Raw genomic sequence first — 25,025 nt, 5'->3', positions numbered from 1 at the left:
CAGACGAGGCGTCATGGTTAGTCTGATTGCGGCTTTCGCCGTCGTCCTCACGGCGTGTTCGGGTCTGCCGACATCGGGTGATGTCACGCCAGGACTGACTCTGGGCGACACCGATCTGCCCCCTGACATCAGCTTGCTCGCGGCGGAGCCGCTTGTGGGGGCGAGTCCGGAGGAGATCGTCGAGGGCTTCATGGATGCCGCGCTCACACCGACCGACGGCTGGGCGACGGCGCGAAAATTCCTCAGCGCTGAACTTTCTGAAACGTGGAAGCCCAGCGTCGAGGTGACAATCGATTCCGGTGCCGCCAGCCGGGAGTTTACGGCTGATCTGGACGGTGAACCGGACTCAGCGCAGTCAGGTGTTGTGCGCGTTCTGTTGGATCAGGTTGCGCGCGTGGACGAGTCAGGTGCATACACCGAGCTCTCGGGTGAGGCTTCCGTGACATCCTTCGAGCTGGCACGAAACGATGCGGGCGAATGGCGTATTACGACGACGGCAAACGGCATCGTCTTGGATGCCGAGGCGTTCTCGCAGGTGTTCCGGCGGTACGCGTTGCAGTACTTCGACCAGAGCTGGACCCACTTGATTCCAGACATTCGGTGGTATCCGCGGCGTCCGCAGATCGCCACGACGCTCACCCAGGCGCTGCTTTCCGGTCCGCCCAGCGAATGGTTGGCATCCGCGGTACGCAGTGCGTTCCCGAGTGACGTCTCACTGGTTGGCGCTGCTGTGCCGGTGAGCCAAGACAAGGTTGCCACCGTCGAGCTGACTTCGACCGCGCTGTCGCTGGATGCCACCGAACTGTCACGCATGCGGACGCAGTTGGAGGAGACTCTGGGGCCTGCTGGTGTCAGCGAAGTGCGACTGATGGTGAACGGTCGTGACCTGAATGCGGGGAAGGCGACGATCGAAGTTCTGAGCCCTGAACCCGGGACTGTGGTGCTCACTGAAAGCGAGTTCGGTTCATACGTCGGCGACGAGATCACTCCCTACGAGGGCATCACTTCAGAGCTCGTCAGCATCGCACCATCCGTGACAGCTGTCGATGTCGCCGCGGACGGCACTCGTGCGGCTGTGCAACTGAATACCGGTGCGATATACACAATGGCGGGTGGCAGCGTAGATGAGCTTGATTCCAGGGAGGGACTCGTCGAGCCCTCGATGGACCCGTACGGATACACCTGGTCGGTGCAGTCAGGTGCTCCGCAGGGGCTGACGGCCTGGCGGGCAGATGTCACGCCATTCGCGGATTTGAACGCGTTCCCCGAAGCATCCTCGATTTCGCAGATCAGGGTTGGACCTGACGGCGTTCGTCTTGCTGCGATTGCCATGGTCGGTGGGCAGCGCTGGATCGCGCTCGCAGCGATCATCCGTGATGAGAACCAGGTTCCTGTGGAGCTCGGTCCGATGCATATGGTCGCCCAGCTTGACTCTGCAGCGCTTGGCCTGTCTTGGGTCGGTGAAGACACGCTCAGCGTGCTCCTTGATGTGGAGGGGAACCGTACGGTGCTCACTCAGGATGTCGGCGGGCCTGGCACATTCGGCGCAGCCCCGACGGGTGCCCATTCGGTCTCCGGCGGTCGCACGCTTGCTGCAGTGCGACTCCTCAGCGAAGACGGGGTGCTTTTCGCCCAGCGTGGTACGACCTGGCAGATCGGGCTGTCTGGTGTGCTGGTGCTCGGTACGCACGCCGGCCAGTAGCTCTGCTGATTTCAGTACTTCTGCACAGGCATGGTTGCCGGCGGGGTTTGTGCAGATGGTGTGTTTTCCCGGATGCCGACAACGCTCGCGAGAGCACAATCGGGTCATGCGGAACCGAAACTGGTGGACAGGACTCGCCGATGAACTCGCTGCCTTCCTCCTGTCCGGATGCTGTGCCGGTTGCGATGCGCCCGGCACACTGCTTTGTGAGCGCTGCACGCAGGAATTGATCGCCGATCCCGTGCACAGGCGGACGCCGGAGGGGATGCCAGTTGTCGCTGCGTTCACGTTCGAGTCGGTGCCAGCGCGCTGCATCCGTCGTGTGAAGGAAGACGGTGAGACGCTGCTGGCCCGCCCGTTGGGGGCTGCGCTCGCGGCTGCACTGGCCGAGATGCCTGCGGAGTTCCCTGCCTCGCTGATGGTTCCTGTGCCCACGGGACGAGCGGCTTTCCGGCGTCGCGGCTATCGCGTGCCAGAGCTACTGATGCAGTGCGCAGGGCTGCCGATCAGCCGGATTCTGGTGCAGACGCGGCGTACTGCGGATCAGCGCGACCTTGACGCCGCAGAACGTGAACGCAACGTGTCGATGAGCATGCGTGCGCGACACGCCCGGGCTTCTCAGGACGTGCTGATTATCGATGACGTGGTTACTACGGGGGCAACTCTCGACGAGGCCGCGCGCGCTCTGACAGCGGCGGGATTCCGCGTGTGCGGTGCGCTCGCGCTCGCCGCCACTCCGAAACATCAGCAACTCATTACGAACACTGTGTGAATGAGTGGTGACATCTAGGGAAACGGGGACTACCGTAGGGGGTCACAAGGCGACCACGGTCCGCCCTTGGCCGGGAGGACCGGGACAAGGAGGCAGCAATGGAAACAAGCATCGTTGGCGTCGGGGTAGGTATCACCGATCGCTTCCGAACCGTTGTCGAGGAAAAGATCGCCCGGGTTCAGCAGTTTGCGGCGAAGGCGCAACGGCTGGACGTGAAAGTCACGCATCGTGCCTATCGTGGCGGTCGTGTCCCGGATGAGACCGTTGAGCTCACACTCGTGGGAAAGGGCCCGGTGGTGCGGGCTGAGGCTGTCGACGGAGATAAGTTCGTCGCCCTCGATCTCGCGGTCGACAAGATGTCGGAGCAGTTGCGCCGCGCGAAGGAGAAGCGCGTCGACGGACGCCAGCATCCGCGTGGAGCGCACTACGAGAAGGGCAGCGGTTCTCTGGAAGGAATCGATGTGGAGCCCGCATCGGCAGACCTCCTGCACGCGGTCGCGACCGGCACCGTGCCCGTTCAACGTGAAGAGGAAGAAGCGTACTCGCCCGTCGTCATCCGCACCAAGAACTTCGATGCGGAATGGATGTCAGTGGAGGAAGCGGTCGACCGGATGGAGCTGGTCGGACACGACTTCTTCCTGTTCGTCGACGTCCGCACAGACCATCCCAGCGTCGTCTACCGTCGCAAGGGCTGGGATTACGGTGTGATCTCACTGACCGCCCAGGCTCCGCCGGAGCAGGCGCTCGCGTCCTGAGTTGAAAACGAAGTGGTCCGCTCCTCGGGGCGGGCCATTTTCGTGTCAGTCGAAGAGGCCGTCCAGGAGACTGCCGATGACAAGGCCACCCATGATGCCGGAAGCGAGGTTGCCGCCGCCGCCGCCACGTCCGCCGCCCCATCCGTCATTGTCCCAGCCCTGCTGCTGAGGGCGCGCGGAGTCGATGTCGCGCTGTGCCAGCTGTAGCGCCTCGGCCGCCAGTTGCGCGACGCGGCGAGAAGCCGCGAGAGCCTGCTCGCGTGTCTCCTCGGGTGAGACCAGCTCCGGGATGTCGATACGCAGGCGCTCCGCTTCAGCGAAGCGGGTGCGGGCATCTGCACCGATCCATCCGCGGTGCCCGGAGATGAGGCCGCGGGCGACACCGAGCTGGCGGTCTGCGTCATCGAGAGAATGCTGCACTTGAGCGATGCTCGGCAGCGGGTTCTGAGCGCGGTACTGCGCCTTCGCGATCGCCTCGTCGAGGGCCGTGTTCGCAGTGCGAAGCTGAGACAGCTCGGCGAAGGGATCGTTTCGGGAAGCGGCGGGGCTCAAGGCGCCAAGCGCCTTTTCGAGGTCCGTGATTGCGCCAGATACTGCGGGCACCTTCGGGGCGTTGCGCGCCGTGATGATGTCGCCGCGGGAATCCGCGACGACCTCTGCGAGCGTCGATTCTGCGCGGAGCGCTTCGATCTCGAAGTCCTCGACGGCGTCCAGCAGTGCGCCGGCGCGGCGGGTTGCTTCGGTCGACGTTTCCAGCGCGAGGTTGGCCTCTTCGTTCTGGCGGGCGGCGCGGCGACGTTCCGACACTTCAGCACCGTGCGTGGCGAAGGCGATGAGCTGCTCGGCTTCGTCTGCCGATGCCGAGATCTGGTGCATCGCTGAATCCGCGTAGCGCGTGGACAGACGCTCGATGGTGGTTCGAATCTGGGGGAGCCGTTCGCTGAGCGATTCGGCATCCTTGCGGACTTTTGCAATGACCTGCGGCGCCTGACGAACGCGTGAGATGGATTCGGCGAGAGTGGCCGTCTTCTCATCCAGGAGGTCTTCGGCCCACTCGCACAGCTGCACGATGCGGGCGTTGCGGGTGCGAAGTTCCTCGTCGGTGTCTGGGATCTCATCGTGATTGAGCTGATGCAGTTGGAAGGCCTCTCCCAAGTGCGTGCGGACGGCGCCCAGGGCTGTCTTCAGGTCTTTGGTGAGCGATGCGCCCAGCTCCGCTTCGGCGAAGGCAAGTTCATCGCCAGCAGTGCGGATGCGCTCGTCCGTCGCAACCAGGGCCTGTTCTGCCTTGCGTGCGAGGTCGGCATCCTGCGCCGCTCGAGCTGCTTCTTCTTCGCGCTTGCGCTTACCCCAGAATCCGGCCATGGCTTGATCCTACTTTCTACGGGCGATGTGCAGGCTGTGCGTCAGCTCCTGGCGAACTCCTGTTATCTGCCCAGAGGTCACGCGATCGCCGTACGGCGGGTGAGATCTGGGCGCCTGCTCGGCAACAGCCACGAGACCCCGGCGATGAGCAGTGGCAGTCCGATGGCCAGCAGCGCCAGCCACAGCCAGGGGGTGTCTGCCATCGTGGGCGCGCTGTCGTCGGTGAGGTTGCTCTGCATCGCAATACCGAACATGGGGATCACTCCGGCGATCGTGCCGGTCACCGAACCGATTCCTACGATGATGAGTGCCTGCCAGAATGCGATGCGACGTCGGATGCCTGGGCTTGCGCCGACCGCAGCGAGAGTCGCATCGTCCGGTCGACGCTCGACGCGTGCGAGTCCCAGGGCGACGCCGCCGGCGCCGAGCACGAGTACGCCGGCCCCAGCGAGTATCAGCCACAGGGCAGGGGCCGGTAGCGGCGGTCCGTTTTCGACTGAGTAGGTGAACCCGCCGGTTTCAGCCCACGGCTGTCCTGCTGCCAGCGCCAGACGATCCAGCGCCTGCTGTGAAGGCGGCGTTGAGTACACGCCGATGAGGCTCGCTGGAGAGGTTTCATATCCGAATTCCTCGGCGACGGCTGGGGAGAGGATTACCGGCCACGGCAGCGGATGCGGTGTGGAGATCTCCTGGGCCGGTACTCGCAGGGTGTCCAGCGGCTTCGGCAGTTCCGCTCCCTGAATCTGCTCCCAATGGTCGTTCGTCTCGGCGCGATCCCAGCGATTGAGCACGACATCGCCTCGATCGGTGAAGGACGCGCCGTCATCCAGCCACCAGGTCGTGTTGCTGAGTACGATCGCGCCACCGGCCGCGAACTCATCGCGCGTGCGTTCGCCGATCGACACTCCCAACACCGTCTCCAGATCCTCCGGCGCAATGACGACCGGAGAGTCCGTGCCGAACAGCGCCGAGCTGCGACTCGTGCAGCTACCTTCCTCTATCGTCGTGCAATCGACGTAGTCGAAGAGTTCCGGATACACGGAGTCTTCAGGCTCGTCGTCGGTTGCGCTCTGATAGCGGTCGATGCTCTCCTGAACGACGCCGATCGCGTCAGGTTCTGTCTGCTCCAATGCGGCGTTCGCCAGGTCGGGGATCATCTTCTCGCCGGCGCTGGTCCAGACGTTCACGACGACCGATCCGAGGGGAGCCCGGTACCCGTATGCGCGGCTCTGTGACGTCATGAAGACGCCGACGGAGGTCAGCGCGAACGACGCGATGAACACGCACGCGGCGATCACCGCGAAGGCGGGGACGATCCGCGCAGGATTGGCCGCGGCATCCCGTGCCGCGATGCGAGGAGCCAGTCCCATTCGGGACGCCCCGCGGGAGACGAGCGAGAGCAACCAATGCCCGGCGACGATGGCACCGATCTGGAACAGCAGGGGACCGGCCACGATCGCGATCACGCACACGGTGCGCAGTGGGTTGTTGTAATCGATGGCCCCTGCGGAGTTGAGGGCTGCGAGACCAAGACCCCCGGAGACCGTCAATGCGACCCCGACGATTCCAAGAAGCGTTCCCCAGAACGGACGATTCACGCGCACCCGCATGGGCTTTCGCGAGCCGCGCAGCGACGAGAGCACATCGCCACGTGTCGCGGCGCGCGCGGGCATAAGAGCAGATGCGGTGCCCACCGCTACGGCGAACAGCACGATCCCGGCGATGCCCCACCACGGCACGTGGATACCCCAGAAGCTGGATGCGGCGCCATCGTCGAAGATGCGTAGCACCGGGTAAGCCAGGGCGATTCCGATGCCCGCACCGAGGATGCCGCCGATGAGTCCGAGAACGCTGCCCTGCAGCAGCACGATGCGGAAGATCGATCCTCGGTCGGCGCCGACGCTGGCCGCGACTGCGAGTGAGCGCTCTTGTCTGCGGGCGCTGACGGCAAAGCCGGCTCCTGCGAGCAGGATGACGAGATATGCCGTGCAGGCGCCGATGATCAGAGTGACTGCGGCGATGGTCCACGCCGCCCCAGGGTCAACGTATTTCTGGGCACCCTCCGCGAAGACGAGGTCGTGCGCGTACGCGACCACACCCGCCTGGTTTAGCGCAGGAAGGTCCTCGGCGCCAGGCTGCCATTGCGGGGTGAACCACATTGTGTCGAGGGGTTCGTGATCATCGATCGGGATGACAGATGCCGCGATGAAGAGCGACTGCTCGGCATCCCGCGCAGTGGCCTCTTTCATCGCTCCCACGATGGTGAGCGTCGCCGCAGGCTCGGTGAGCGTTACCGTGTCGCCGATCTGCGCGTCCAGACGTTGCAGCGCACCGGGCGAGGCCGCGGCCTCCGAATCATTCCGCGGGCGCCGCCCGTCCAACAGTTCGTATCGTCCGTCCAAGGCGGGATCGACGGCGTCGCCGATGATTCCGGCAAGCAGGCCCACACCGCCTGGGGTCTCTGCCATGATCTGGGCACGAGATACTTCGAGCAGGGGCGTGTCGGGGATGAGGCCGGCGATGTCGGTGGGTGGCGGAAGCTCCGGATTCACCGGAATCCAGTCGTCGTCGCGCTCGACGTCATACCAGTTGGGATCCGAAGCCGATTGGCTACGCGTCGGGTCTTCACCTCCGACGACGAGGAACCATGCCTGCGTGCTGCCGAGCTCTGAGGTGATCAGCTGGCTCGGCGAGGCGACTCGACTGGTCATGAATGTCGCGGCACCGGCGAGCAGGGCCATGGGGATGGCGACCAGTGCGATCACGAGCACGCTCGTGGTCCATCCGCGTAGGGTTTGGCGGCTGGCGAGCCGCAGTTCGACACGTCTCCTGGGCCATGACCCGCCCCGGCGCGCTGCTGCGGCCGCTGCTCTGGGATGTTCCGCATTCTCCGGAGCGGGCCGCTCCAGGGTCGCGCTCATCGTCCGGAACCGGCCAGCAGCGATTCGGCGCCGACTGGGCGGGACTCGTCGACGAGCTTGCCGTCGCGCAGGAACACGATTCGATCAGCCCACGCGGCATGCCTGGCCTCATGGGTGACCAGGATCGCGGCGGCTCCGGCGTCCACTCTGGAGCGGAGCATCCGCAGCACGCTCTCGCCGGTTACCGAATCCAGCGCACCGGTCGGTTCGTCCGCGAGGATCAGCGAGCGTCCACCGACAACCGCCCTGGCGATCGCGACACGCTGTTGCTGGCCACCGGAGAGGTCGTCGGGGAAGGCATCCAATCGTTCGCCGAGGCCGACCGACTCGAGCGCATCCTGCCCAGCCCGACGAGCGACGCGCTGGCGGAAGCCGTCGAGCTCCAGCGGCAGCATCACGTTCTCGATAGCGGTGAGTGTGGGGATGAGATTGAAATCCTGGAAGACGAACCCCATCGATCGACGTCTCAGCTGTGCGACCTCTCTGGTGCTCATCCCGCCGACTCGGCGACCGTCGATGTAGACGCCGCCGGCCGCTGGTGCCTGCAGGCCGCCGGCGATCGACAGCAGCGTCGACTTTCCCGAGCCGGATGGGCCCATGATTGCAACGAGTTCGCGGCGATGCACAGACAGATTCACGTCCTGCAGAGCGCGCACCAGCAGGTCGCCTTCGCCATACTCCTGCGTCACGCCGTCGAGGCGCAGAACCGGTTCCTGAGCGTGCTGAAGGTCGGTCATGCTCGGCTGACCATCTCCGCGGCATCCGCCTTCGCAGGCCGCCCCCGTTTCGGACGTTCGGTCGCAAGCGCTAGCGTCATCGCGTGCTGCGGGTGCATGGCGAGGCGCTGCTCGGTGTGGTCGAGCCACCGCACTTCGGCCTCGGCGGCGAAAATCATCGAATCGACGACCAGTGACCACGCGAGTTCCTCTGGCCCGTCAGGATCGGCGCCAGCATACTTCGCGCGCTGAAGCGACTGCATCTGCTGGAGGGAGGCCATTCGTTGCGCCTGAATGACCGAGCTGACATCCACGCCGGGCAAGGTGGCGGCCACCGCAAGTTTGATCGCGAGCTCATCCCGCGTCGCCTGCCCGCGGATGACGGGGGAGGAGAGCCATTGCGCGACTTCGGCGGATCCGGCATCCGTGATCTCCCAGTACACGTGCCCCTGCTCGTCGGCCTCGCCCCGCTCGACCATGCCATCGCGTTCCAGCCGCTCGAGTGTGTTGTAGATCTGGCCGACATTCAACGGCCACGTGGATCCGGTGCGTCGGTCGAACTCGCTGCGCAGCTGGTAGCCGTAGCACGCGCCCTGATCCAGAATGGCAAGCAGACTCTGACGCACCGACATGGTGACCTCCTGGTCGATCAATAAGACAATACCGAGTATATACATACAGGGAAATGTGCGAACCCGTCTGACTCGCAGGCGACGCAAAGGTCACCGGCCGGTAACATAGCGAGGTATGCCCAGGACTGAAGCCCCAATCTGGGCGGCCGGGTTTTGACCCACAACAGGGAGAAGACATAAGTGGCGAATCCTCTTGAGAAGCTGCTGCGCGCAGGCGAAGGTCGCGTTATCCGCCGCCTGAACCAAGTAGTGAAGGCCGTCAACGCGCTCGAGGACGATTTCGAGAAGCTCACTGATGAAGAACTGGCGAACGAGACGACTGAGCTGCGCGCCCGGTTCGAAAACGGGGAGACCCTCGACCAGCTGATGCCGGAGGCATTCGCCGCAGTCCGTCAAGCTGCCAAGCGCACGCTGGGCATGCGCGCCTATGACGTGCAGCTAATGGGTGGCGTCGCCCTTCATCTCGGCAACATCGCCGAGATGAAGACGGGTGAAGGCAAGACCCTCGTCGCCACGTTCCCCGCGTATCTGAACGCGATCGCTGGCAAGGGTGTCCACGTCATCACGGTCAATGACTTCCTGGCGTCGTACCAGGCCGAGCTCATGGGCCGAATCTTCCGTGCGCTGGGAATGACGACGGGTATCATCGTGTCTGGTCAGACTCCGGCGGTGCGCCGCGAGCAGTACGCGGCCGACATCACTTACGGCACGAACAACGAGTTCGGCTTCGACTACCTGCGCGACAACATGGCGTGGCGCAAGGAAGACCTCGTTCAGCGTGACCACTTCTTCGCGGTAGTCGATGAGGTCGACTCGATCCTGATCGACGAGGCTCGCACGCCACTGATCATCTCTGGTCCGTCGTCAGGCGAAGCCAATCGATGGTTCACCGAGTTCGCGAAGATTGCACGCACCCTCGAGGCCGGCGTTGACTATGAAGTCGACGAGAAGAAGCGCACCGTGGGTGTGCTCGAGCCCGGTATCGAGAAGGTCGAAGACTATCTCGGCATCGAGAACCTCTACGAGTCGGCGAATACTCCACTCATCTCGTTCCTGAACAACTCGATCAAGGCCCTCGCGCTGTTCAAGAAGAACGCCGACTATGTCGTGATGAACGACGAGGTCATGATCGTCGACGAGCACACCGGCCGTATTCTGGTCGGACGCCGCTACAACGAAGGCATCCATCAGGCCATCGAGGCCAAGGAAGCCGTTCCGGTCAAGGCAGAGAACCAGACACTCGCCACAGTGACACTGCAGAACTATTTCCGCCTCTACGACAAGCTCGCCGGGATGACCGGTACGGCCGAGACCGAGGCCGCAGAGTTCATGTCGACCTACAAACTCGGCGTCGTGCAGATCCCCACGAACAGGCCGATGATCCGCAAGGACAACGCCGACCTCGTCTACAAGAACGAAACGGCGAAGTTCACGCAGGTTGTGGAAGACATCGTCGAACGCCACGCGGTCGGCCAGCCTGTGCTGGTCGGCACTGTGAGCGTCGAGAAGAGCGAGTACCTCTCGCGGCTCCTCGCCAAGAAGGGCATCAAGCACGAGGTCCTGAACGCGAAGAACCACGCACGTGAGGCCGAGATCGTCGCCCGCGCTGGTCGCCTCGGTGGCGTGACTGTTGCCACCAACATGGCCGGTCGAGGCACAGACATCATGCTCGGTGGAAACGCCGAGTTCCTCGCAGTGCAGGAGCTGAAAGCCAAGGGACTTGACCCGGCGGAGACGCCGGAAGAGTACGAGGCCGCCTGGGATGAGGCGTACGAATCCATGAAGGCGATCGTCGCCGAGGAGAGTACCAAGGTCACAGACGTCGGCGGTCTCTACGTGCTCGGCACCGAGCGTCACGAATCGCGTCGTATCGACAACCAGCTGCGCGGTCGCTCTGGCCGTCAGGGAGACCCCGGCGAGAGCCGCTTCTATCTGAGCCTCACCGACGATCTGATGCGTCTGTTCCAGTCGGGTGCCGCCGAAGCGATTCTTGCGCGCACCAACTTCCCGGATGACGTGCCGATCGAATCAGGTCTGGTTTCGCGCGCCATCCGCAGCGCACAGTCGCAGGTCGAGTCTCGCAACGCCGAGATGCGCAAGAACGTACTCAAGTACGACGATGTCCTCAATCGTCAGCGCGAGGCGATCTACACTGACCGCCGTCAGATTCTGCATGGCGATGATATTGCCGACCGTGTGCAGCACTTCATCGAGGATGCCATCACCGGCGTCGTCACGGATCACACCGGTGAAGGGCACAACGAAAGCTGGGACTTTGATGCCCTGTGGACTGAGCTGAAGACGCTTTACCCCGTCGGCGTGACAATCGACGAGGTTGTCGCCGAGGGAGGCGGACGCAAGGGCGGCATCACCGCCGAAGGACTCACCCGCGAACTGCTTTCGGATGCGAAGATCGCCTACGAAAAGCGTGAAGAGATGCTCGGCGAAGCGGCGACCCGCGAGCTCGAGCGGCGCGTCGTCCTGCAGGTTCTCGACCGTCGCTGGCGCGACCACCTCTACGAGATGGACTACCTCAAGGATGGCATCGGGCTTCGCGCGATGGCGCAGCGCGATCCGCTGATCGAGTATCAGCGCGAGGGCTTCGCAATGTTCCAGTCGATGATGGGGCAGATCAAGGAAGAGTCGGTCGGCTACCTCTACAACCTTGAGGTCGAGGTGCGCCGTGTCGGCGACGCGCAGACCACCGAGGTCGAGGCCAAGGGGCTTGCCACCGACGGTGGCGAGCAGCGACTTGAGTACTCCGCACCCAACGATGCCGGTGAGGTCGAGGTTCGAAATGACCGCGGTCAGGTGCAGCAGTCGGCCACCGATCGTCTTCAGCAGGCCGCCGCAGCGGCTGCAGCCACGGTCGCTGAGGGTGAAACTCCGGCGGCGCCTGAGCAGCGCGGAGCATTTGGCCAGCGCACCGACGCCGCGCCGCCCGCACAGAATAAGCCGCAGAATCGCGAGCAGCGTCGCGCTGCAGACAAAAAGAAGAAGTAGACGCGAACTGAGTTGAAAAAGCCTGCCGGCATAAGCCGGTAGGCTTTCTCAATGACCCCTACGCGCCACTTCGACCAATCGTCGAAGCTCAAGAACGTCCTGTACGAGATTCGCGGTAAAGCGCTCGTCGAGGCCGCGCGCCTGGAGGCCGAGGGTTACAACATCCTCAAGCTGCACACCGGCAACCCCGCGATTTTCGGGTTCGATGCACCGCACCAGATCGTGCACGACATGCTTGCGGCGCTGCCGACCTCGCACGGCTACAGCGACAGCCGAGGCATCATCTCCGCGCGACGGGCGGTGGTGAGTCGCTACGAGCAGATCGAAGGCTTCCCGCAGTTCGGTCCAGATGATGTCTATCTCGGCAACGGTGTCTCCGAGCTGATCACGATGACCATGCAGGCGCTCCTCGACGAAGGAGACGAGGTGCTCATCCCGGCCCCGGACTATCCGCTGTGGACAGCCATGACGAGTCTGGCCGGCGGCACCCCGGTGCACTACGTCTGTGATGAGCAGAGCGGTTGGGAGCCTGACCTGGAGGATATCCGGTCTAAGGTGACGCCGCAGACCAAGGCGATCGTCATCATCAACCCGAACAATCCGACCGGCGCGGTTTACTCGCGTGAGGTACTCGAGGGCATCGTGCAGATTGCCCGGGAACACCAGCTACTCCTGCTATCGGACGAGATCTACGATCGGATCCTGTTTGACGACGCGGTGCACATTCCCACAGCCACGCTTGCGCCCGACATGCTGTGCCTGACGTTCAATGGTCTGTCCAAGACGTATCGGGTTGCTGGATTCCGCTCCGGGTGGGTCGTTATTACAGGTCCGCAGCAGCGCGCGAAGGGTTTCCTGGAGGGAATCACGCTCCTTGCCTCGACCCGCCTCTGCCCGAACGTGCCCGGCCAGCACGCTGTGCAGGCAGCCCTCGGCGGCGTGCAGTCGATCAATGCCCTCATCGCTCCGAGCGGTCGCCTGCACGAACAACGTGACATCGCATGGCAGGCTCTGGAGTCGATTCCCGGCGTCTCATGTGTGAAGCCGCAGGGAGCGCTTTACGCCTTCCCGCGCTTGGATCCGAACGTCCACGCGATCCAAGATGACGAGAAGTTCATCTACGACCTGCTTATCTCTGAGCACATCCTTCTCGTACAGGGCACGGGTTTCAATTGGCCCACTCCGGATCATTTCCGTGTGGTGACGCTGCCAGAGCCACGCGTTCTGGGCGAAGCCATCGAGCGACTCGGGAACTTCCTCGCAAGCTATCGGCAGTGACCGTGGCACGGCGCGGTCGCGGTGGCTCCAGGCTTTCCGCGAGGCGGCGGATGGCACCAACCAGTGCTGATCGAGGGGTGACATCTGCCATCGGTCGAGCATGGAGCAGCGCGGCGTCAGCTGCACGTTGATCGAACGGCAAGAAAGTCACGTCGGTGATGCTCGCGAAGCGCTCAAGGGCGCGCCGGATCTGACCGCGCGCATCTATGCCGAGCGGCCCTGGGCGCACCTGATTGGCAACGACCGCGATCCGCGTGGTTGCACCGATGAGGCCGCGGAGCTCTGCATGATCGCGGAGGAACCGCGAGATCGACAGCGGATCGGCAGCAGTGACAGCAACGACCAGGTCTGCTTCGCGCAGGGCCGTCGACGTCGCGGCATGTCTTCTGGGACCGAGGAGATCATCCGAGATCTCCTCCTCCGCATCAAACGACGCGGAGACATCGATGATCGTCTCATCCACCCATTCTCGACAGAGTCCGATCGCCGTGCTCAGGCGAGCGGCGGAGAGCTCAGGCCAGCGAGACGGGCGGTTGAGTCCGCCAAGAACTTCGAGGCTGCCGGCGCTGGTCTCCACTTTGGTGGCGAGTCTGCTGAGCTCGGCAGCATCCAGCCCGCCCAGTTCTGCGCGTCGGCAGGCAGCCGCGATGCCAGGAGCATCGTCACCGAGCCCGAGCAACAGCGCCAACGCAGGCGCGACTGTATCGGCATCGATTAGCGCGCAACTGCGGCCGGAGCGGGTGAGTTCTACAGCCAACTGGATAGCGACGGTGGATCGTCCTGGGGCGCCATGCGGACCCCATACGGCGATGATTCGACGACGCGATGGTGGCACAGGTGGTGCAGTATCTGGCTCTTCCTCCGACAGCGCCTCGGCGATCTGCCAAGAGTCTGCGTCCTCAGGGAGGGCCTCGGGCAGTCCATACCGACTGAGCAAACGTGATTCGCCACCGCCGAGGGTCACGATCCGCACGCCTGCCCGGTCACAGGCGGCCACCAGCTCGTTTGTCAGGGCCGAACGGGTGGCAGGGAGGATGATCGCGTCTGCCCCGGACAGGAGCGCCATGTCGACGCGTGTGGGCGGCACGACGTCGACAACCAGGATTCCGTCACGTTCGAGTTCGGCGCCGAGCTCCGAGCCGCGCGGTTCATCCAGCGCGATCAGCACCGACGTCATGAGCCAGACCCAAGAGGAACAACAGACAACGCGGCCCCTCCGGTGATCGCGGCCAGTACCGCGGCGACGTCTGCGCGATCGATCACGAGCTCGACGGCTGCGTTGCGCTGCGCGAGCATGCCGTTCGCCTCTGGGACGGATGCGACCACGACGTCGGCCGCGAGAATCCTCGGGGCCTCGAAGCCATCATCCTCTACGAGGAGCGGTGAGTACCAGAGCTCGACCGGGGTTCCGACCCCGACGGTCTCGGGCAAGCCGACGCTGCTCTCGACGACGATGTTGGTAGTGCGGCTGCTGTGCGCCTCGGCAGCGGCTGCTGCTGGCAATAGTTCGCCGTCTGCCAATGTGCGCGAGGCAATCAGCCCCGCGACCAAGTCTTGTGGGGACAGGTAGCCCTCAACGATGCTGCCTAGGCTCACCTCCACCACACGGAAATCATCAGACACCAGCGCCTCGCCCTGAGTGATCGTGCGGTTCGCCTGTAGCACCGGGGTGGTTTGCCTCGCGGATGACACGATGAGCCAGACACCGACGATCGAGAGAATCACCAGAGCGATGCCGACGAGGAATCGGACGTCGCCCCAGAAGGCGCGTCGTGTGCGCGTTTGGGTCGTCATGCACTTATCGTCACAGAATCAGCAGCGTCGGGTGAGAAGTTATCCACAGGGCTTGAATGCCACTAGGGCGCAGGCCTGGGGCGCGCCAGAATGGATGCATGGACGATACGCCCGCATCTGTTCCTCGTTTCCTCGCGCCCGCGCAGGTTGCCGAGCTGCTCGGCGTTGAGGTCGATGAAGTCATCGCACTAGTCATTGCCGGTCGGCTTCGAGGTGCGCAACTTGGATCACCTGCGCGATGGCGAGTCGAAGAGCAGAGCATCTCCGACTACTTGGCAGAGCAGACGGAACAAGCGCGGCGCATGGCCTTGTGGCGCCAAGCTGATGAGGCGAGCTTCCCTGAAGTGTGGGGAACCCAGCGGCCATAGACGCTAGGAGTCATGGCGACTAGACCACCGCGCTGTCGGTGCGCGCCCAGACGAGCGCGTCGAACGGCACGATTCGAAATGTTCGCACAGCAGTGGCTCGTCTCGCCTCACCAGGATCATGCACTGCCAGATCGAGGTGGTCGCTACCGGCCCGATCGATGGTCCCGTGCAGCATCTCACCATCGCGGAGTGCCATGTGCAGGGGGATGCGACGGCGAGCGAGGTCGCGCAGGAGGAAGCCCAGTGTCATGCGCTCGCGCAGCCCGTCTGAGCGCGGCGGTGCGTCTTCCAGAGTCTCCAGGATCGCGCCGTGGTGCGTCTCAACGCTCGCCAAGGCCGCCAGCGGGACGATCATCGCGGTCGGGGCGTCCTGCGGTTGCACGGCAATCCAATCGGCGCCAACGGCGCGGAGCTGCACGGATCGACGCTCACCGTCGACCAACCGCAGCGTGAGCGGCGCCTCGCGCAACTCCAGCATGCGCAATCTCGTGCGGAGGCCGAGCTTCGCGATGCGCAGGCGCTCGGACTCGGCATCCAGCACGGCCCGCTCCGCCTCCCATTCGGCGGCGAGCTGACCTTCGAGGTCTTCGAACAGGCGATCCCAATGCACGCGACCGAGCGTAGGGGAGAAATCGCCGAGCGCGTACGAGTTATCCACATGTTGTGGTCCGAGGCCTGCGAGCGGCACGCGCCGCGTGTTCTACTGACTCGCATCAGAGACCGAGAGTGACAACGATGACGCTTCATGAGTACTTTGCCCCGCAGCCGACCGCTGCAACCGATCTGCCCAACCCCACGCAGCTGCTGCGGAGCCTGACTCAGGGAGTTCTTGAGGTTTTCGCCGGGGTGCGAGAGCTGGATCAGCTGGCGCGGTGGTTCAGCGAGGATGCGTATCGAAAGCTGGGGGCGCGGTCGAATCTCTCCGCCAGGGCGAGAAGTGCGCGAGGCACGTCGCCGGCGCGGCCAGTCTTCGAGATCCTGTCGATCCGTGAGACGACACCCGCCGATGGGGTGGTAGAAGCCGTGGTTATCGTCGCGGGGCCAGGGCGAACGAGGGCTGTCGCGATCCGTCTCGAAGGCTTGGACCATCGATGGCGAGCCACCTCTTTCGCGGTGCTCTGATCGCGGCCTGGTGCGCGGCTGCACCCGACGTGACGCGGCATTGCACGAGCGACGGCATCCGGGGTTCTAGGCTGGTCATGTGTCAACCCTCAGTGATCTCGTCCATGCCCAGGGCTGCCTGACCGACAATGATGTCGAATGGCTCCACCGTCTCGCCGGCGACGGCCAGCTGCTCGCTGACCTCGCATCTGCCGACATCGTCATGTGGGTGGCCACAAATGACGGCTCCTTCGTCGCAGTGGCGCACACACGCCCGAGCGGAGCGGCGACGCTGTTCTATCGCGACATCGTCGGCGATCGCGTCCGGCCGCAGTGGCGCACTCAAGTGCAGGGCGCCTTCGATTCGGGCGAGATCGTCGATTCTTCGTCGCCCGACTGGTTCGAGGAGATCCCGACCAGGGTGCGCTCCGTGCCGATCGTGCGCGAGCGCGGCAAAGCAGGCGAACGTGCACCTGTGATCGGCGTAGTGACGAGACACACCAACCTCGGCGAGGCGCGGGTTCCATCCCGGCAGCAGATCACCTTCGATGAATGCGCGAATGACCTGTTCCGGATGATCGCCTCAGGTGAGTTCCCTGACCTCGCTGCCCCGACATCACCACGTCGCGGTGCGCCCCGAGCCTCTGACGGCCTGATCCGCATCGATGTGGACGGCATCAGCACCTTTGCCACTCCCAACGCGCTTTCCGCGTTTAACCGGATGGGATTCGAGGACGAACTGGAGGGGGAGTCGTTGGCTGAGGTGACGACCAGGATCCTGCCAGCAAGCCGCGAGGTGGACGAATCGCTTCCAGTCGTCGTCACCGGACGTGCGCCGTGGCGCACGGATATCGAAGCGCGCGGTGTCACGGTGTCACTGCGGGCGATTCCGCTGAAGGACCACGGCAACCGTATCGGTGCGATCATTCTGTGCCGTGACGTGAGCGAACTGCGCCACCAGGAGCAAGAGCTGATCACGAAGGATGCCACGATCCGTGAGATCCACCACCGTGTCAAGAACAACCTGCAGACGGTGGCGTCGCTGCTGCGCATCCAGGCGCGGCGCACGCACTCGGATGAAGCTCGTGACGCACTCACCCAAGCGATGCGCCGCGTCGATGCCATTGCTGTCGTGCACGACACGCTGGCACAGGGGCTGACGCAGACGGTCGACTTCGACGAGGTCTTTCACCGCGTGCTCAAGCTCGTCGCCGAGGTGGCGGCTGCTCCCAACACCAGGGCGAGCACCAAGTTCACTGGACATTTCGGTGTTCTGCCGAGCGAATACGCAACGCCGCTCGCGCTCGCGCTCACCGAGGTCGTCACCAACGCCGTGGAACACGGTCTCGCGGGCAAAGAAGGCATGATCACGATCGATGCCACGCGCACCGAAGAGAATCTGCATGTCACGGTGCACGACACCGGGCACGGGCTTCCGGAAGGGCGGATCGGTCAGGGTCTCGGGACACAGATCATCCGCACTCTGATTCAGGGAGAGCTCAGCGGCACGATCGTGTGGCGCGGCAGCGAGGGCGAGGGCACAGAAGTGGTCATTGACCTTCCCATGCGCTGGCTGAAGAAGTAACGCCGCATACGTGAAAACGGCCGGCCCGCATCAGCGGGACCGGCCGTTTTCGAGTGAGGAAAGCTCAGGATGCGCGGCGGGCGCGCGCAGCGCGGCGCTTCAGCGCTCGACGTTCATCCTCAGAGAGGCCGCCCCATACACCGGAGTCCTGGCTGGTCTCCAGGGCGTACTGCAAGCAAACCTCGGTGACTGTGCAGGTGGCGCAGACAGCCTTGGCCTTTTCGATCTGGTCGACGGCCGGCCCGGTGTTCCCCACGGGGAAGAACAGCTCTGGGTCGACGGTGAGGCAGGCGGATTTATCGCGCCAGTCCATTGGGGCTCCTTGGTGTGGATTCTCGGTGAGCGTTCGCGGTGCGAATGCTCGATTCGGGCGACGGATCGGGTGTCGTCGCTCAGTTGTAGTGCGAGCAGACGCTCGCCCCACGCCGCTGTGGGAGCACATGACTGTTAACATTGTGTTACAGCTCGGGCGCGAAATCAAGGATTTTGTGCCTACAAATCAGATTTCTCAGGAGACATTGTGCGTTCACCCGGTCTAGCGGCTGCTGCAGCGGTGGTTCTCGCCCTGGAAGGCGCAGCTCTGACTGGTCTTCTGCTGATTGAATTCATCGGCTTGGGATCGGGTGATACAGCATCCCTTCCCACTGCGATCGCGCTGATCGTGCTGACGCTGATCGGGGCTGTGGCGCTGTTTGCGTTCGCAGCGGGTACGCGCCGCGGTCACATGTGGGCGCGCTCTGGCGGAGTCGTGCTGCAGGTGCTGGCGATCGCGCTGGCGCTCGCAACGCTCACTGTGCAGCCGGTGGCGTGGGCGTTTGTGCTGGGCGTCGGAATCCCCGGACTCCTTGGATTCATCCTGTTGGTCGCCAGCACTCGGAAAGAGGCAGTCCAACGGCCAGAGCCGGCCGAGGACCCCGCTGCCGAGGACCCTGCCGCAGGCTGAGGCCTCAGGCGTCGAGACCGAGCGTCTTGCGTAGCCGTGCGACGTGGCCGGTGGCCTTCACGTTGTACTGCGCGTGAACGATCACGCCGTTCTCATCGAGCACGAACGTCGAGCGGATGACTCCCTCGACAACCTTCCCGTAATTCATCTTCTCGCCCCACACGCCATATGCGGTGTGCACGGAGTGATCCGGATCGCTGAGCAGAGTGAAGGGGATCGCATCGCGTTCGCGGAACTGTGCGAGCTTCGCCGGCTCGTCGCGCGAGACGCCGACGACCCGGTAGCCGGCCCCCTGCAAGGATGCGATGTTGTCGCGGAAATCGCAGGCCTGAGTGGTGCAGCCTGGCGTCATCGCAGCGGGGTAGAAGTAGAGGATCGTCTTCTGCCCGCGCAGGTCCGAGAGGCTCACGGAGGAGCCATCCTGATCCTGCAGGGTGAAGTCGGGGGCAGCGGTACCGGGTTCCAGGCGCAGATTCGTCACGTTGTCCAGCCTATCGACCGGAAGAAGTTCCTGTGCTCGCGTCGGCCTTGTCTGCGAACGTCTGGAGCATACGTTGCAGCGAATCCAGGCGAGCCAGCTCGGCGTCGGTCAGCTCGCCGCTGGCCGCAGCCTCGATCAGAGCGCAGTCTGGGGCATCCGTCAGATGCGTGCACCCGCGGGGGCAGTTTTCGGCGATGCCGGCGAGTTCGGTGAATGACGCGATGATATTCGCTGGATCCACATGCCCGAGCCCGAACGAACGAACGCCTGGGGTGTCGATCACCCAGCCGGTGCCACCGGAGCCCTCATAGCGCAGCGAGACAGTCGAGGATGACGTGTGCCGTCCGCGCCCCGTCACCTGGTTCACATGTCCGGTCGCGCGCTGTGCGGACGGCACGAGCGCGTTCACGAGGGTGGACTTGCCGACGCCTGAGTGGCCGACGAACACCGTCGAGTGGCCGATGAGCGCGGCGCCGATCTCGTCCAGCGGCATCTGATCATTTGCGCTCGTGAATACGCGCAGGTCGAGCCCGTTGAAGTGTGACAGGAATACCGTCGGGTCTGCGAGATCAGTCTTCGTGACGACCAGTAGAGGGCGGATGCCGGCATCCAGCGCTGCGACAAGATAGCGATCGACCAGGCGGGCTCTCGGCTCCGGGTCGGCAGCGGCGACGACGATGAGCATCTGGTCGGCGTTAGCCACGATGACGCGCTCGACCTGGTCGGTGTCATCTGCGCTGCGGCGCAGCAAAGACGTGCGTTCAACGATCCCGACTATGCGCGCCAGCGTTCCCTCTGCTCCGGAGACATCGCCGACGACGCGGGCCTGATCGCCCGTCACGATCGGGGTGCGGCGAAGTTCCCGCGCGCGTGTGGTGGTGATGGTGCGTTCGTCCGCGGTGTTCTCATCGAGCATGACGCTGTAGCGGCCGCGATCGACGCCGAGAACGCGACCGATCTGTGCGTCGTCGTGCGCGGGGCGCCGCTTTGTGCGTGGACGGTTCGCCTTGGGGTTCGGGCGGGTGCGGAAGCTGTTCTCGTCGAAGCCCTCGAAGCCTTCTTCGAGGTCGTCGTCTGGGGGCAGCCAGCTCACGCGGCGGTGCCTCCTAGCATCCGTTCCCAGAGCTGGGTGAACTCTGGCAGTGTCTTCGCGGTCGTGCCGATGTCATCGATGACAACTCCGGGCACACGCAGACCGACCAGCGCACCCGTTGTGGCCATGCGGTGGTCATGGTGCGCTGACCAGTGTCCGCCGTGCAGGGGACGGGGGATGATGCGCAGACCGTCAGAGAGCTCTTCTACCTCGCCACCGAGCGCGGTGAGGTTTCCGATCAGTGCGGCGATTCGGTCTGTTTCGTGCATGCGGATATGACCAATGCCGCGGATCGTCGTTGGAGCATCAGCGAAAGCAGCGAGACCGACGATGGTTGGCGACAGTTCGCTGGCGGCAGAGAGATCGAGATCGAGACCGCGGATGCTGTCACCAGCGCGCACGGTCATCGTGCCGCTGTGGCGACCGACGTGGGCCCCCATAGCCTGCAGAATGTCCGGCAGCAGTGCGCCGGGCTGCGTGGAATGCAGCGGCCAGCCGGTGATCGACACTTCGCCACCGGTCACCATGGCAGCGGCCAGGAACGGCGCAGCATTGGAGAGATCGGGTTCGATCGCGATCTCTTTGGCACGGGGGACACCGGCCTCGACCAGCCATTCACCGGTTGCAGGCCGCTCGATGCGGATGCCGCGACGGCTGAGCGATTCGATCGTCATATCGATGTGCGGCAGGCTCGGCAGATGATCACCGGTGTGCACCAGGTGCAGGCCAACGTCGAAGCGGGGAGCTGCGAGGAGGAGGCCAGAGACGAACTGGCTGGACGCGGAAGCATCGATCTCGAGGCGACCACCGCGGATGCGACCCTGACCGCGGATCGTGAACGGCAGCGACCATGTTCCTTCGTCATCGATGTCGACGCCGAGATCACGCATCGCGGTGATCATGGCGCCCATCGGACGATGCAGAGCATTCTCGTGCGCGGTGATATGCACGTCGTGTGTGGCGAGTCCCGCCAGCGGTGCGATGAAGCGCATGACCGTGCCGGCTTGGCCGCAGTCGACCGTGGCGCCACCGCGCAGGGGAGCAGGGGTCACGATCAGGTCTGGACCGAACTCGCCGAGGCCTTCGACCTCTTCGATGCCGACGCCGAGGGCGCGTAGAGCCTCGATCATCCGAAGCGAATCGTCCGAGCGCAACGGGGCGGTCAGACGGCCGGGGCCGTCGGCAATCGCCGCGATGATCAGCTCGCGATTGGTGAGTGACTTCGACCCCGGAATGGTCAGCGTCGAGTTCACAGCGTTAGATGCTTCGGGCGCGACATAGGCGCCCCGGGCGGGGGATGGGGAATACCGTGTGTCACTCATCGGTTCCACCTTAGTGAATGGTCCCGAAAGCACCGAGAAGGAGTGGCATTGGTCGCGACGCTTGAAAGAGGGGTGGAAGACATCTCCGGCCTAGACTGGCTTGTGATGGATGACACGACACCCGCAGTCACGCCCCGCGATACTCAGCGCGAGTTCGAGGAACAGGCGATCCCCTTCATGGACCAGCTGTACGCAGCGGCGATGCGCATGACGCGCAACCCTGCCGATGCGGCAGACCTGGTGCAAGAGACCTTCGTCAAGGCTTTCGCGTCCTGGGCGTCGTTCACTCAGGGCACGAACCTGAAGGCCTGGCTTTACCGAATTCTCACGAACACGTACATCAACATCTACCGCAAGAAGCAGCGTGAGCCCTTCCAGGGCACGATTGATGAACTTGAAGACTGGCAGATGGGCGGGGCAGAGTCGACCACCGCTTCGCACAGCCGTTCTGCCGAGGCAGAGGCGATCGACCGTATGCCTGCTTCTGTTGTGAAAGACGCGCTACAAGAGGTCCCCGAAGACTTCCGTTTGGCGGTGTACCTGGCCGATGTTGAAGGATTCGCATACCAGGAGATCGCTGACATCATGAAGACCCCCATCGGCACCGTGATGAGTCGTCTGCACCGTGGCAGACGGATGTTGCGTGAGCTTTTGGCTGACTATGCCGCTGAGCGAGGAATCGCCACGGCCGCTACAAGGAGCAAGAAATGAGTGATTGCGGCTGCAGCAAAGCCCGTCAGGATCTGGAAGAGTACCTCCGCAACGAGGTCTGCCGCACTGAGCATGCCGAGATTCGCGAGCACATTGAGAACTGCCCGTCCTGCCAGGGCGAGGCTCTCGTCGCCAGCACCCTGACAGAGGTCGTAGCTCGCGCCTGCAAGGAGACCGCTCCGGAGGAACTGCGTGACCTCGTGCTCGCGAAGCTGCGCGCCGCCCAGGTGGCCGCGCACTGAACTCGCACGCTTCGGCGCCCGGGCATGCCCTTAGGCTGGAGTGATGACCGACGCACGAGATGTTCCCGTCGACCCCACGTCCTTCGAGCGGCTCGCGGGTCAGCAACTGACCTATCGACTGATCGACACGTCATCGGACGCGGACACCGAGGCTTTCGTCCGCGCTGACGCACGCGGATTCCTGGACGTCGACCCCGCAGCCGACGTGGTGGCGGCTGACGGTGCGGCGATCGCAGATCGTCGCAATATCGGAGTGTTCGAGGCGAGCGCTCCGGTCGGCACCTGGCCGGTCGCCACGGTGAACTCGTGGGTCACCCCGCTGACCGTCCCCGGCGGCGAGATCGGCATGTGGGCGATCAGTTCCGTCACCGTATCCGGTACGCACCGCCGCCGCGGGATTGCGCGAGCTCTCCTCGAAGGAGAGCTGCGTGCCGCGGCATCCGCTGGCGTGGCGATCGCCGGACTCACTGTTTCCGAGGCGACGATTTACAGCCGTTATGGCTTCGCCCCAGCGATTCCGGTCGCAAAGATCACGGTTGATACTCGCCGTGCGGGCTGGGTCGGCGGCGCGCCTGTAGGTCGCCTGGAATACATCGATAAGAACGCGTTGAAGGCCAATTTCGCGGCGTTGCATGAGGTCGAGCGCACGCAGCGTTCCGGCCAGATCGCCGGATGGGATCGCCGGTGGGACCGCGTTGCAGGGCTCGCACCGGGACATGCCGCGCCGGCCGCTGTGCGCGGAGTGCGCTACCTCGATGAGCAAGGCGCGGTTCGCGGCGTCATGTCCTACAAGCTCGCCGAGATTCCGGGCACTTTTCGCTCAGAGATGACCATCTACCAGATGTCGACGGTGACTCCGGAAGCGCTTCGCGCTCTCTGGGGCTTCGCGCTCCAGCATGACCTGGTCGACCGAGTGAGCGTCGATCTGCGTCCGATTGATGACCCGCTGCCTTGGCTTGTGAACGATCACCGCGGCGTCGAGGTCACCGTGCACGATCACGGCTGGCTGCGCATCCTCGATGTCGCTGCTGCCCTCACCGCGCGTACTTACCGCGCTCCGCTCGACGTCGTCCTGCGAGTCGATGATCCGCTCGGCTTCGCCGCCGGGTACTGGCGGATGACGGTCGTAGATGGGCGCGCCGCTGTTGCCGCGGCTGACGCCGACACCGCAGACGCGACACTTGACATCGGTGCGCTCTCGGCACTGTATGCCGGGGGAGTGAGCGCTGTGCAGTTGCGAGCCGCGGGGCGACTGGATGCGCCGGCTGAGGTTGCGGCATCCCTCGACGATGCGTTCCGCACCACCGAAGCACCGGTACTCGGCATCTGGTACTAGGCGGGTACGCGCAGTCGAAGTGCCTGCGGCAACAGATCGACGGTGATCGGCAGCGCGCCCATCGGGTCGCCGTCGGCGTAACCGGTGAGCCCGTCGGATTCGAGTCGGATGTTGCGCACCCGGTGCGTCACAACCTCGGGCTCGTGCACGTGCGTGCCGCGGAACGCCTTGGCGAGCACGCGGATCAGCCGCAGTCGCGATGCGGGCCGCACGAAGGTGAGATCGAGCAGTCCATCAGATGGATCAGCATCCGGTGAAATCGGTACACCGCCGCCGTAAGTCGTGGTGTTCGCGACAGCGGTCAGCAGCAGCGGTCCGTCGTACGAGCCGGGCCGACCCTGGGCATCGGTCCACGAGAGCCGATACTCGATCGATCTGAGGAGGGCGAACTCGATCGCGATGGCGATGTTGTAACGCGCACGGCCCTGTGGCCAGCGCATCCGGTTGGCGCGTTCGTTGACCTTGGAGTCGAAGCCGCTGGCGAAGATCGTGGCGAACAGCTCCGCAGTGCCATCAGCACGGGTGGCACGCGCGATATCGATTGTCTTGAGACCGCCGTCGAAGACGAGATCGGCAGCGGCGAGAGGGTCGCGGGGGAGTCCGAGCGACGTCGCGAAGTCGTTCCCGGTTCCCACCGGGATCAGAGTGACAGGGATTTCGGAGCCGTGCAGCGCTTCAACGGCCAGGCGCATCGTTCCATCACCACCCACCACGACGATGGCATCGGGACGCGCAACGCGTGCGTCGTCGAGCGCACGACGGGTGTCGTCGAACGAGCGACCGCCGTCGACTGTTACCGATGCACCGCGCTCGCGCAGCCGCTCGATTGCTCGAACGGCCGCGCGTCCCGCCGTGCCGCCACGTGCCGTCGGGTTGACAACGACCGTGACGTGCGACGCAGGGAT

General features: G+C 64.3%; 24 protein-coding genes. 12 read left to right on the top strand and 12 right to left on the bottom strand.

Features of this window, described 5'->3' with window-relative positions; genetic code table 11:
- Window positions 1–13: 13 nt before the first annotated feature.
- From AC1C2O_RS05340 to hpf, 3 genes are all read left to right on the top strand, one after another.
- Window positions 14–1,702: an LpqB family beta-propeller domain-containing protein gene (locus AC1C2O_RS05340; RefSeq protein WP_495429405.1), complete on the top strand. Its 1,689-nt coding sequence runs from the start codon at window positions 14–16 to the stop codon at window positions 1,700–1,702.
- Between the two features lie 106 nt (window positions 1,703–1,808).
- On the top strand, window positions 1,809–2,474 hold the full coding sequence (locus AC1C2O_RS05335) for a ComF family protein (RefSeq protein ID WP_495429404.1): 666 nt from the start codon (window positions 1,809–1,811) through the stop codon (window positions 2,472–2,474).
- A 98-nt stretch (window positions 2,475–2,572) separates the two neighbouring features.
- Window positions 2,573–3,229, top strand: coding sequence for a ribosome hibernation-promoting factor, HPF/YfiA family (gene hpf, locus AC1C2O_RS05330; protein ID WP_495429403.1), 657 nt, complete (start codon window positions 2,573–2,575; stop codon window positions 3,227–3,229).
- A 45-nt stretch (window positions 3,230–3,274) separates the two neighbouring features.
- Here the strand turns inward: hpf and AC1C2O_RS05325 are convergent, their stop codons facing one another.
- The 4 genes from AC1C2O_RS05325 to AC1C2O_RS05310 form a co-directional block, all read right to left on the bottom strand.
- Complete coding sequence (locus AC1C2O_RS05325; protein WP_495429402.1) at window positions 3,275–4,594, bottom strand: coiled-coil domain-containing protein; 1,320 nt, start codon at window positions 4,592–4,594, stop codon at window positions 3,275–3,277.
- 77 nt (window positions 4,595–4,671) lie between these two features.
- Window positions 4,672–7,365 (bottom strand): FtsX-like permease family protein, encoded by a 2,694-nt coding sequence (locus AC1C2O_RS05320; protein WP_495429401.1) that lies wholly within the window; start codon window positions 7,363–7,365, stop codon window positions 4,672–4,674.
- 146 nt (window positions 7,366–7,511) lie between these two features.
- Window positions 7,512–8,252 (bottom strand): ABC transporter ATP-binding protein, encoded by a 741-nt coding sequence (locus tag AC1C2O_RS05315; RefSeq protein ID WP_495429400.1) that lies wholly within the window; start codon window positions 8,250–8,252, stop codon window positions 7,512–7,514.
- Complete coding sequence (locus AC1C2O_RS05310; protein WP_495429399.1) at window positions 8,249–8,863, bottom strand: PadR family transcriptional regulator; 615 nt, start codon at window positions 8,861–8,863, stop codon at window positions 8,249–8,251. The genes AC1C2O_RS05315 and AC1C2O_RS05310 overlap by 4 nt, the downstream gene beginning before the upstream one ends.
- A 180-nt stretch (window positions 8,864–9,043) precedes the next feature.
- On the opposite strand from AC1C2O_RS05310, the gene secA reads away from it, so the two are divergent.
- Both secA and AC1C2O_RS05300 read left to right on the top strand, forming a co-directional pair.
- Window positions 9,044–11,866 (top strand): preprotein translocase subunit SecA, encoded by a 2,823-nt coding sequence (gene secA / locus AC1C2O_RS05305; protein ID WP_495429398.1) that lies wholly within the window; start codon window positions 9,044–9,046, stop codon window positions 11,864–11,866.
- Between the two features lie 51 nt (window positions 11,867–11,917).
- A complete protein-coding gene (locus tag AC1C2O_RS05300) occupies window positions 11,918–13,144 on the top strand; it encodes a pyridoxal phosphate-dependent aminotransferase (protein ID WP_495429397.1) in 1,227 nt (408 codons plus the stop codon).
- Here the strand turns inward: AC1C2O_RS05300 and AC1C2O_RS05295 are convergent.
- Together AC1C2O_RS05295 and AC1C2O_RS05290 are read right to left on the bottom strand one after the other, a co-directional pair.
- Window positions 13,035–14,321: a CpaE/TadZ family protein gene (locus AC1C2O_RS05295; RefSeq protein ID WP_495429396.1), complete on the bottom strand. Its 1,287-nt coding sequence runs from the start codon at window positions 14,319–14,321 to the stop codon at window positions 13,035–13,037. The genes AC1C2O_RS05300 and AC1C2O_RS05295 overlap by 110 nt on opposite strands.
- Window positions 14,318–14,938 carry an SAF domain-containing protein gene (locus AC1C2O_RS05290; RefSeq protein ID WP_495429395.1) on the bottom strand — a complete coding sequence of 207 codons (621 nt, stop codon included), beginning with the start codon at window positions 14,936–14,938 and terminating at the stop codon, window positions 14,318–14,320. The genes AC1C2O_RS05295 and AC1C2O_RS05290 overlap by 4 nt, the downstream gene beginning before the upstream one ends.
- Window positions 14,939–15,036: 98 nt before the next feature.
- Here AC1C2O_RS05290 and AC1C2O_RS05285 point away from each other — a divergent pair, with 98 nt between their 5' ends.
- Window positions 15,037–15,306 carry a helix-turn-helix domain-containing protein gene (locus AC1C2O_RS05285; protein ID WP_495429394.1) on the top strand — a complete coding sequence of 90 codons (270 nt, stop codon included), beginning with the start codon at window positions 15,037–15,039 and terminating at the stop codon, window positions 15,304–15,306.
- A gap of 19 nt (window positions 15,307–15,325) precedes the next feature.
- Here the strand turns inward: AC1C2O_RS05285 and AC1C2O_RS05280 are convergent, their stop codons facing one another.
- Window positions 15,326–15,964 (bottom strand): hypothetical protein, encoded by a 639-nt coding sequence (locus AC1C2O_RS05280; RefSeq protein ID WP_495429393.1) that lies wholly within the window; start codon window positions 15,962–15,964, stop codon window positions 15,326–15,328.
- 77 nt (window positions 15,965–16,041) lie between these two features.
- Between AC1C2O_RS05280 and AC1C2O_RS05275 the strand changes: the two genes are divergently transcribed.
- Together AC1C2O_RS05275 and AC1C2O_RS05270 are read left to right on the top strand one after the other, a co-directional pair.
- The gene (locus AC1C2O_RS05275) at window positions 16,042–16,428 is read left to right on the top strand and encodes an Rv3235 family protein (RefSeq protein ID WP_495429392.1); all 387 of its coding nucleotides are present in this window, start codon (window positions 16,042–16,044) and stop codon (window positions 16,426–16,428) included.
- A 79-nt stretch (window positions 16,429–16,507) separates the two neighbouring features.
- Window positions 16,508–17,992 carry a sensor histidine kinase gene (locus AC1C2O_RS05270; protein WP_495429391.1) on the top strand — a complete coding sequence of 495 codons (1,485 nt, stop codon included), beginning with the start codon at window positions 16,508–16,510 and terminating at the stop codon, window positions 17,990–17,992.
- A 64-nt stretch (window positions 17,993–18,056) separates the two neighbouring features.
- On the opposite strand, the gene AC1C2O_RS05265 is transcribed toward AC1C2O_RS05270, so the two are convergent.
- Window positions 18,057–18,305 carry a WhiB family transcriptional regulator gene (locus tag AC1C2O_RS05265; RefSeq protein WP_438253564.1) on the bottom strand — a complete coding sequence of 83 codons (249 nt, stop codon included), beginning with the start codon at window positions 18,303–18,305 and terminating at the stop codon, window positions 18,057–18,059.
- A 207-nt stretch (window positions 18,306–18,512) separates the two neighbouring features.
- Here AC1C2O_RS05265 and AC1C2O_RS05260 point away from each other — a divergent pair, with 207 nt between their 5' ends.
- Window positions 18,513–18,935, top strand: coding sequence for a hypothetical protein (locus tag AC1C2O_RS05260; RefSeq protein ID WP_495429390.1), 423 nt, complete (start codon window positions 18,513–18,515; stop codon window positions 18,933–18,935).
- A gap of 4 nt (window positions 18,936–18,939) precedes the next feature.
- Here AC1C2O_RS05260 and bcp read toward each other — a convergent pair whose 3' ends face one another.
- Genes bcp through aroA form a run of 3 tightly spaced genes read right to left on the bottom strand, consistent with a single transcriptional unit; the run spans window position 18,940 to window position 21,831 of the window.
- Window positions 18,940–19,416 (bottom strand): thioredoxin-dependent thiol peroxidase, encoded by a 477-nt coding sequence (gene bcp, locus AC1C2O_RS05255; RefSeq protein WP_495429389.1) that lies wholly within the window; start codon window positions 19,414–19,416, stop codon window positions 18,940–18,942.
- A gap of 10 nt (window positions 19,417–19,426) precedes the next feature.
- The gene (gene rsgA / locus AC1C2O_RS05250; RefSeq protein ID WP_495429388.1) at window positions 19,427–20,509 is read right to left on the bottom strand and encodes a ribosome small subunit-dependent GTPase A; all 1,083 of its coding nucleotides are present in this window, start codon (window positions 20,507–20,509) and stop codon (window positions 19,427–19,429) included.
- Window positions 20,506–21,831, bottom strand: coding sequence for a 3-phosphoshikimate 1-carboxyvinyltransferase (gene aroA / locus AC1C2O_RS05245; protein ID WP_495429387.1), 1,326 nt, complete (start codon window positions 21,829–21,831; stop codon window positions 20,506–20,508). The genes rsgA and aroA overlap by 4 nt, the downstream gene beginning before the upstream one ends.
- 105 nt (window positions 21,832–21,936) lie before the next feature.
- On the opposite strand from aroA, the gene AC1C2O_RS05240 reads away from it, so the two are divergent.
- The 3 genes from AC1C2O_RS05240 to AC1C2O_RS05230 are packed head-to-tail and all read left to right on the top strand — an operon-like array spanning window position 21,937 to window position 24,120.
- Complete coding sequence (locus AC1C2O_RS05240; protein WP_495429386.1) at window positions 21,937–22,542, top strand: sigma-70 family RNA polymerase sigma factor; 606 nt, start codon at window positions 21,937–21,939, stop codon at window positions 22,540–22,542.
- Window positions 22,539–22,784: a zf-HC2 domain-containing protein gene (locus tag AC1C2O_RS05235; protein ID WP_495429385.1), complete on the top strand. Its 246-nt coding sequence runs from the start codon at window positions 22,539–22,541 to the stop codon at window positions 22,782–22,784. The genes AC1C2O_RS05240 and AC1C2O_RS05235 overlap by 4 nt, the downstream gene beginning before the upstream one ends.
- A 43-nt stretch (window positions 22,785–22,827) precedes the next feature.
- Window positions 22,828–24,120 carry a GNAT family N-acetyltransferase gene (locus tag AC1C2O_RS05230; protein WP_495429384.1) on the top strand — a complete coding sequence of 431 codons (1,293 nt, stop codon included), beginning with the start codon at window positions 22,828–22,830 and terminating at the stop codon, window positions 24,118–24,120.
- Here AC1C2O_RS05230 and AC1C2O_RS05225 read toward each other — a convergent pair.
- A complete protein-coding gene (locus tag AC1C2O_RS05225) occupies window positions 24,117–25,025 on the bottom strand; it encodes a diacylglycerol kinase (RefSeq protein WP_495431677.1) in 909 nt (302 codons plus the stop codon). The two genes, AC1C2O_RS05230 and AC1C2O_RS05225, sit on opposite strands and share 4 nt — an antisense overlap.

This window comes from Microbacterium sp. Y355, assembly GCF_059445345.1.
The sequence above is the reverse complement of the archived record's forward strand: the minus strand, read 5'-3'. Positions and strand labels throughout refer to the sequence as shown.

Excerpts from the sequence above, each read along its gene's own strand:
- AC1C2O_RS05310 (WP_495429399.1), bottom strand. The coding sequence starts at position 8,863 with ATGTCGGTGCGTCAGAGTCTGCTTGCCATTCTGGATCAGGGCGCGTGC.
- AC1C2O_RS05295 (WP_495429396.1), bottom strand. The coding sequence starts at position 14,321 with ATGACGTCGGTGCTGATCGCGCTGGATGAACCGCGCGGCTCGGAGCTC.
- hpf (WP_495429403.1), top strand. The coding sequence starts at position 2,573 with ATGGAAACAAGCATCGTTGGCGTCGGGGTAGGTATCACCGATCGCTTC.
- AC1C2O_RS05290 (WP_495429395.1), bottom strand. The coding sequence starts at position 14,938 with ATGACGACCCAAACGCGCACACGACGCGCCTTCTGGGGCGACGTCCGA.
- AC1C2O_RS05285 (WP_495429394.1), top strand. The coding sequence starts at position 15,037 with ATGGACGATACGCCCGCATCTGTTCCTCGTTTCCTCGCGCCCGCGCAG.
- AC1C2O_RS05325 (WP_495429402.1), bottom strand. The coding sequence starts at position 4,594 with ATGGCCGGATTCTGGGGTAAGCGCAAGCGCGAAGAAGAAGCAGCTCGA.
- AC1C2O_RS05300 (WP_495429397.1), top strand. The coding sequence starts at position 11,918 with ATGACCCCTACGCGCCACTTCGACCAATCGTCGAAGCTCAAGAACGTC.
- AC1C2O_RS05230 (WP_495429384.1), top strand. The coding sequence starts at position 22,828 with ATGACCGACGCACGAGATGTTCCCGTCGACCCCACGTCCTTCGAGCGG.
- AC1C2O_RS05235 (WP_495429385.1), top strand. The coding sequence starts at position 22,539 with ATGAGTGATTGCGGCTGCAGCAAAGCCCGTCAGGATCTGGAAGAGTAC.
- AC1C2O_RS05265 (WP_438253564.1), bottom strand. The coding sequence starts at position 18,305 with ATGGACTGGCGCGATAAATCCGCCTGCCTCACCGTCGACCCAGAGCTG.
- AC1C2O_RS05335 (WP_495429404.1), top strand. The coding sequence starts at position 1,809 with ATGCGGAACCGAAACTGGTGGACAGGACTCGCCGATGAACTCGCTGCC.
- AC1C2O_RS05340 (WP_495429405.1), top strand. The coding sequence starts at position 14 with ATGGTTAGTCTGATTGCGGCTTTCGCCGTCGTCCTCACGGCGTGTTCG.
- AC1C2O_RS05315 (WP_495429400.1), bottom strand. The coding sequence starts at position 8,252 with ATGACCGACCTTCAGCACGCTCAGGAACCGGTTCTGCGCCTCGACGGC.
- AC1C2O_RS05240 (WP_495429386.1), top strand. The coding sequence starts at position 21,937 with ATGGATGACACGACACCCGCAGTCACGCCCCGCGATACTCAGCGCGAG.
- aroA (WP_495429387.1), bottom strand. The coding sequence starts at position 21,831 with ATGAGTGACACACGGTATTCCCCATCCCCCGCCCGGGGCGCCTATGTC.
- AC1C2O_RS05275 (WP_495429392.1), top strand. The coding sequence starts at position 16,042 with ATGACGCTTCATGAGTACTTTGCCCCGCAGCCGACCGCTGCAACCGAT.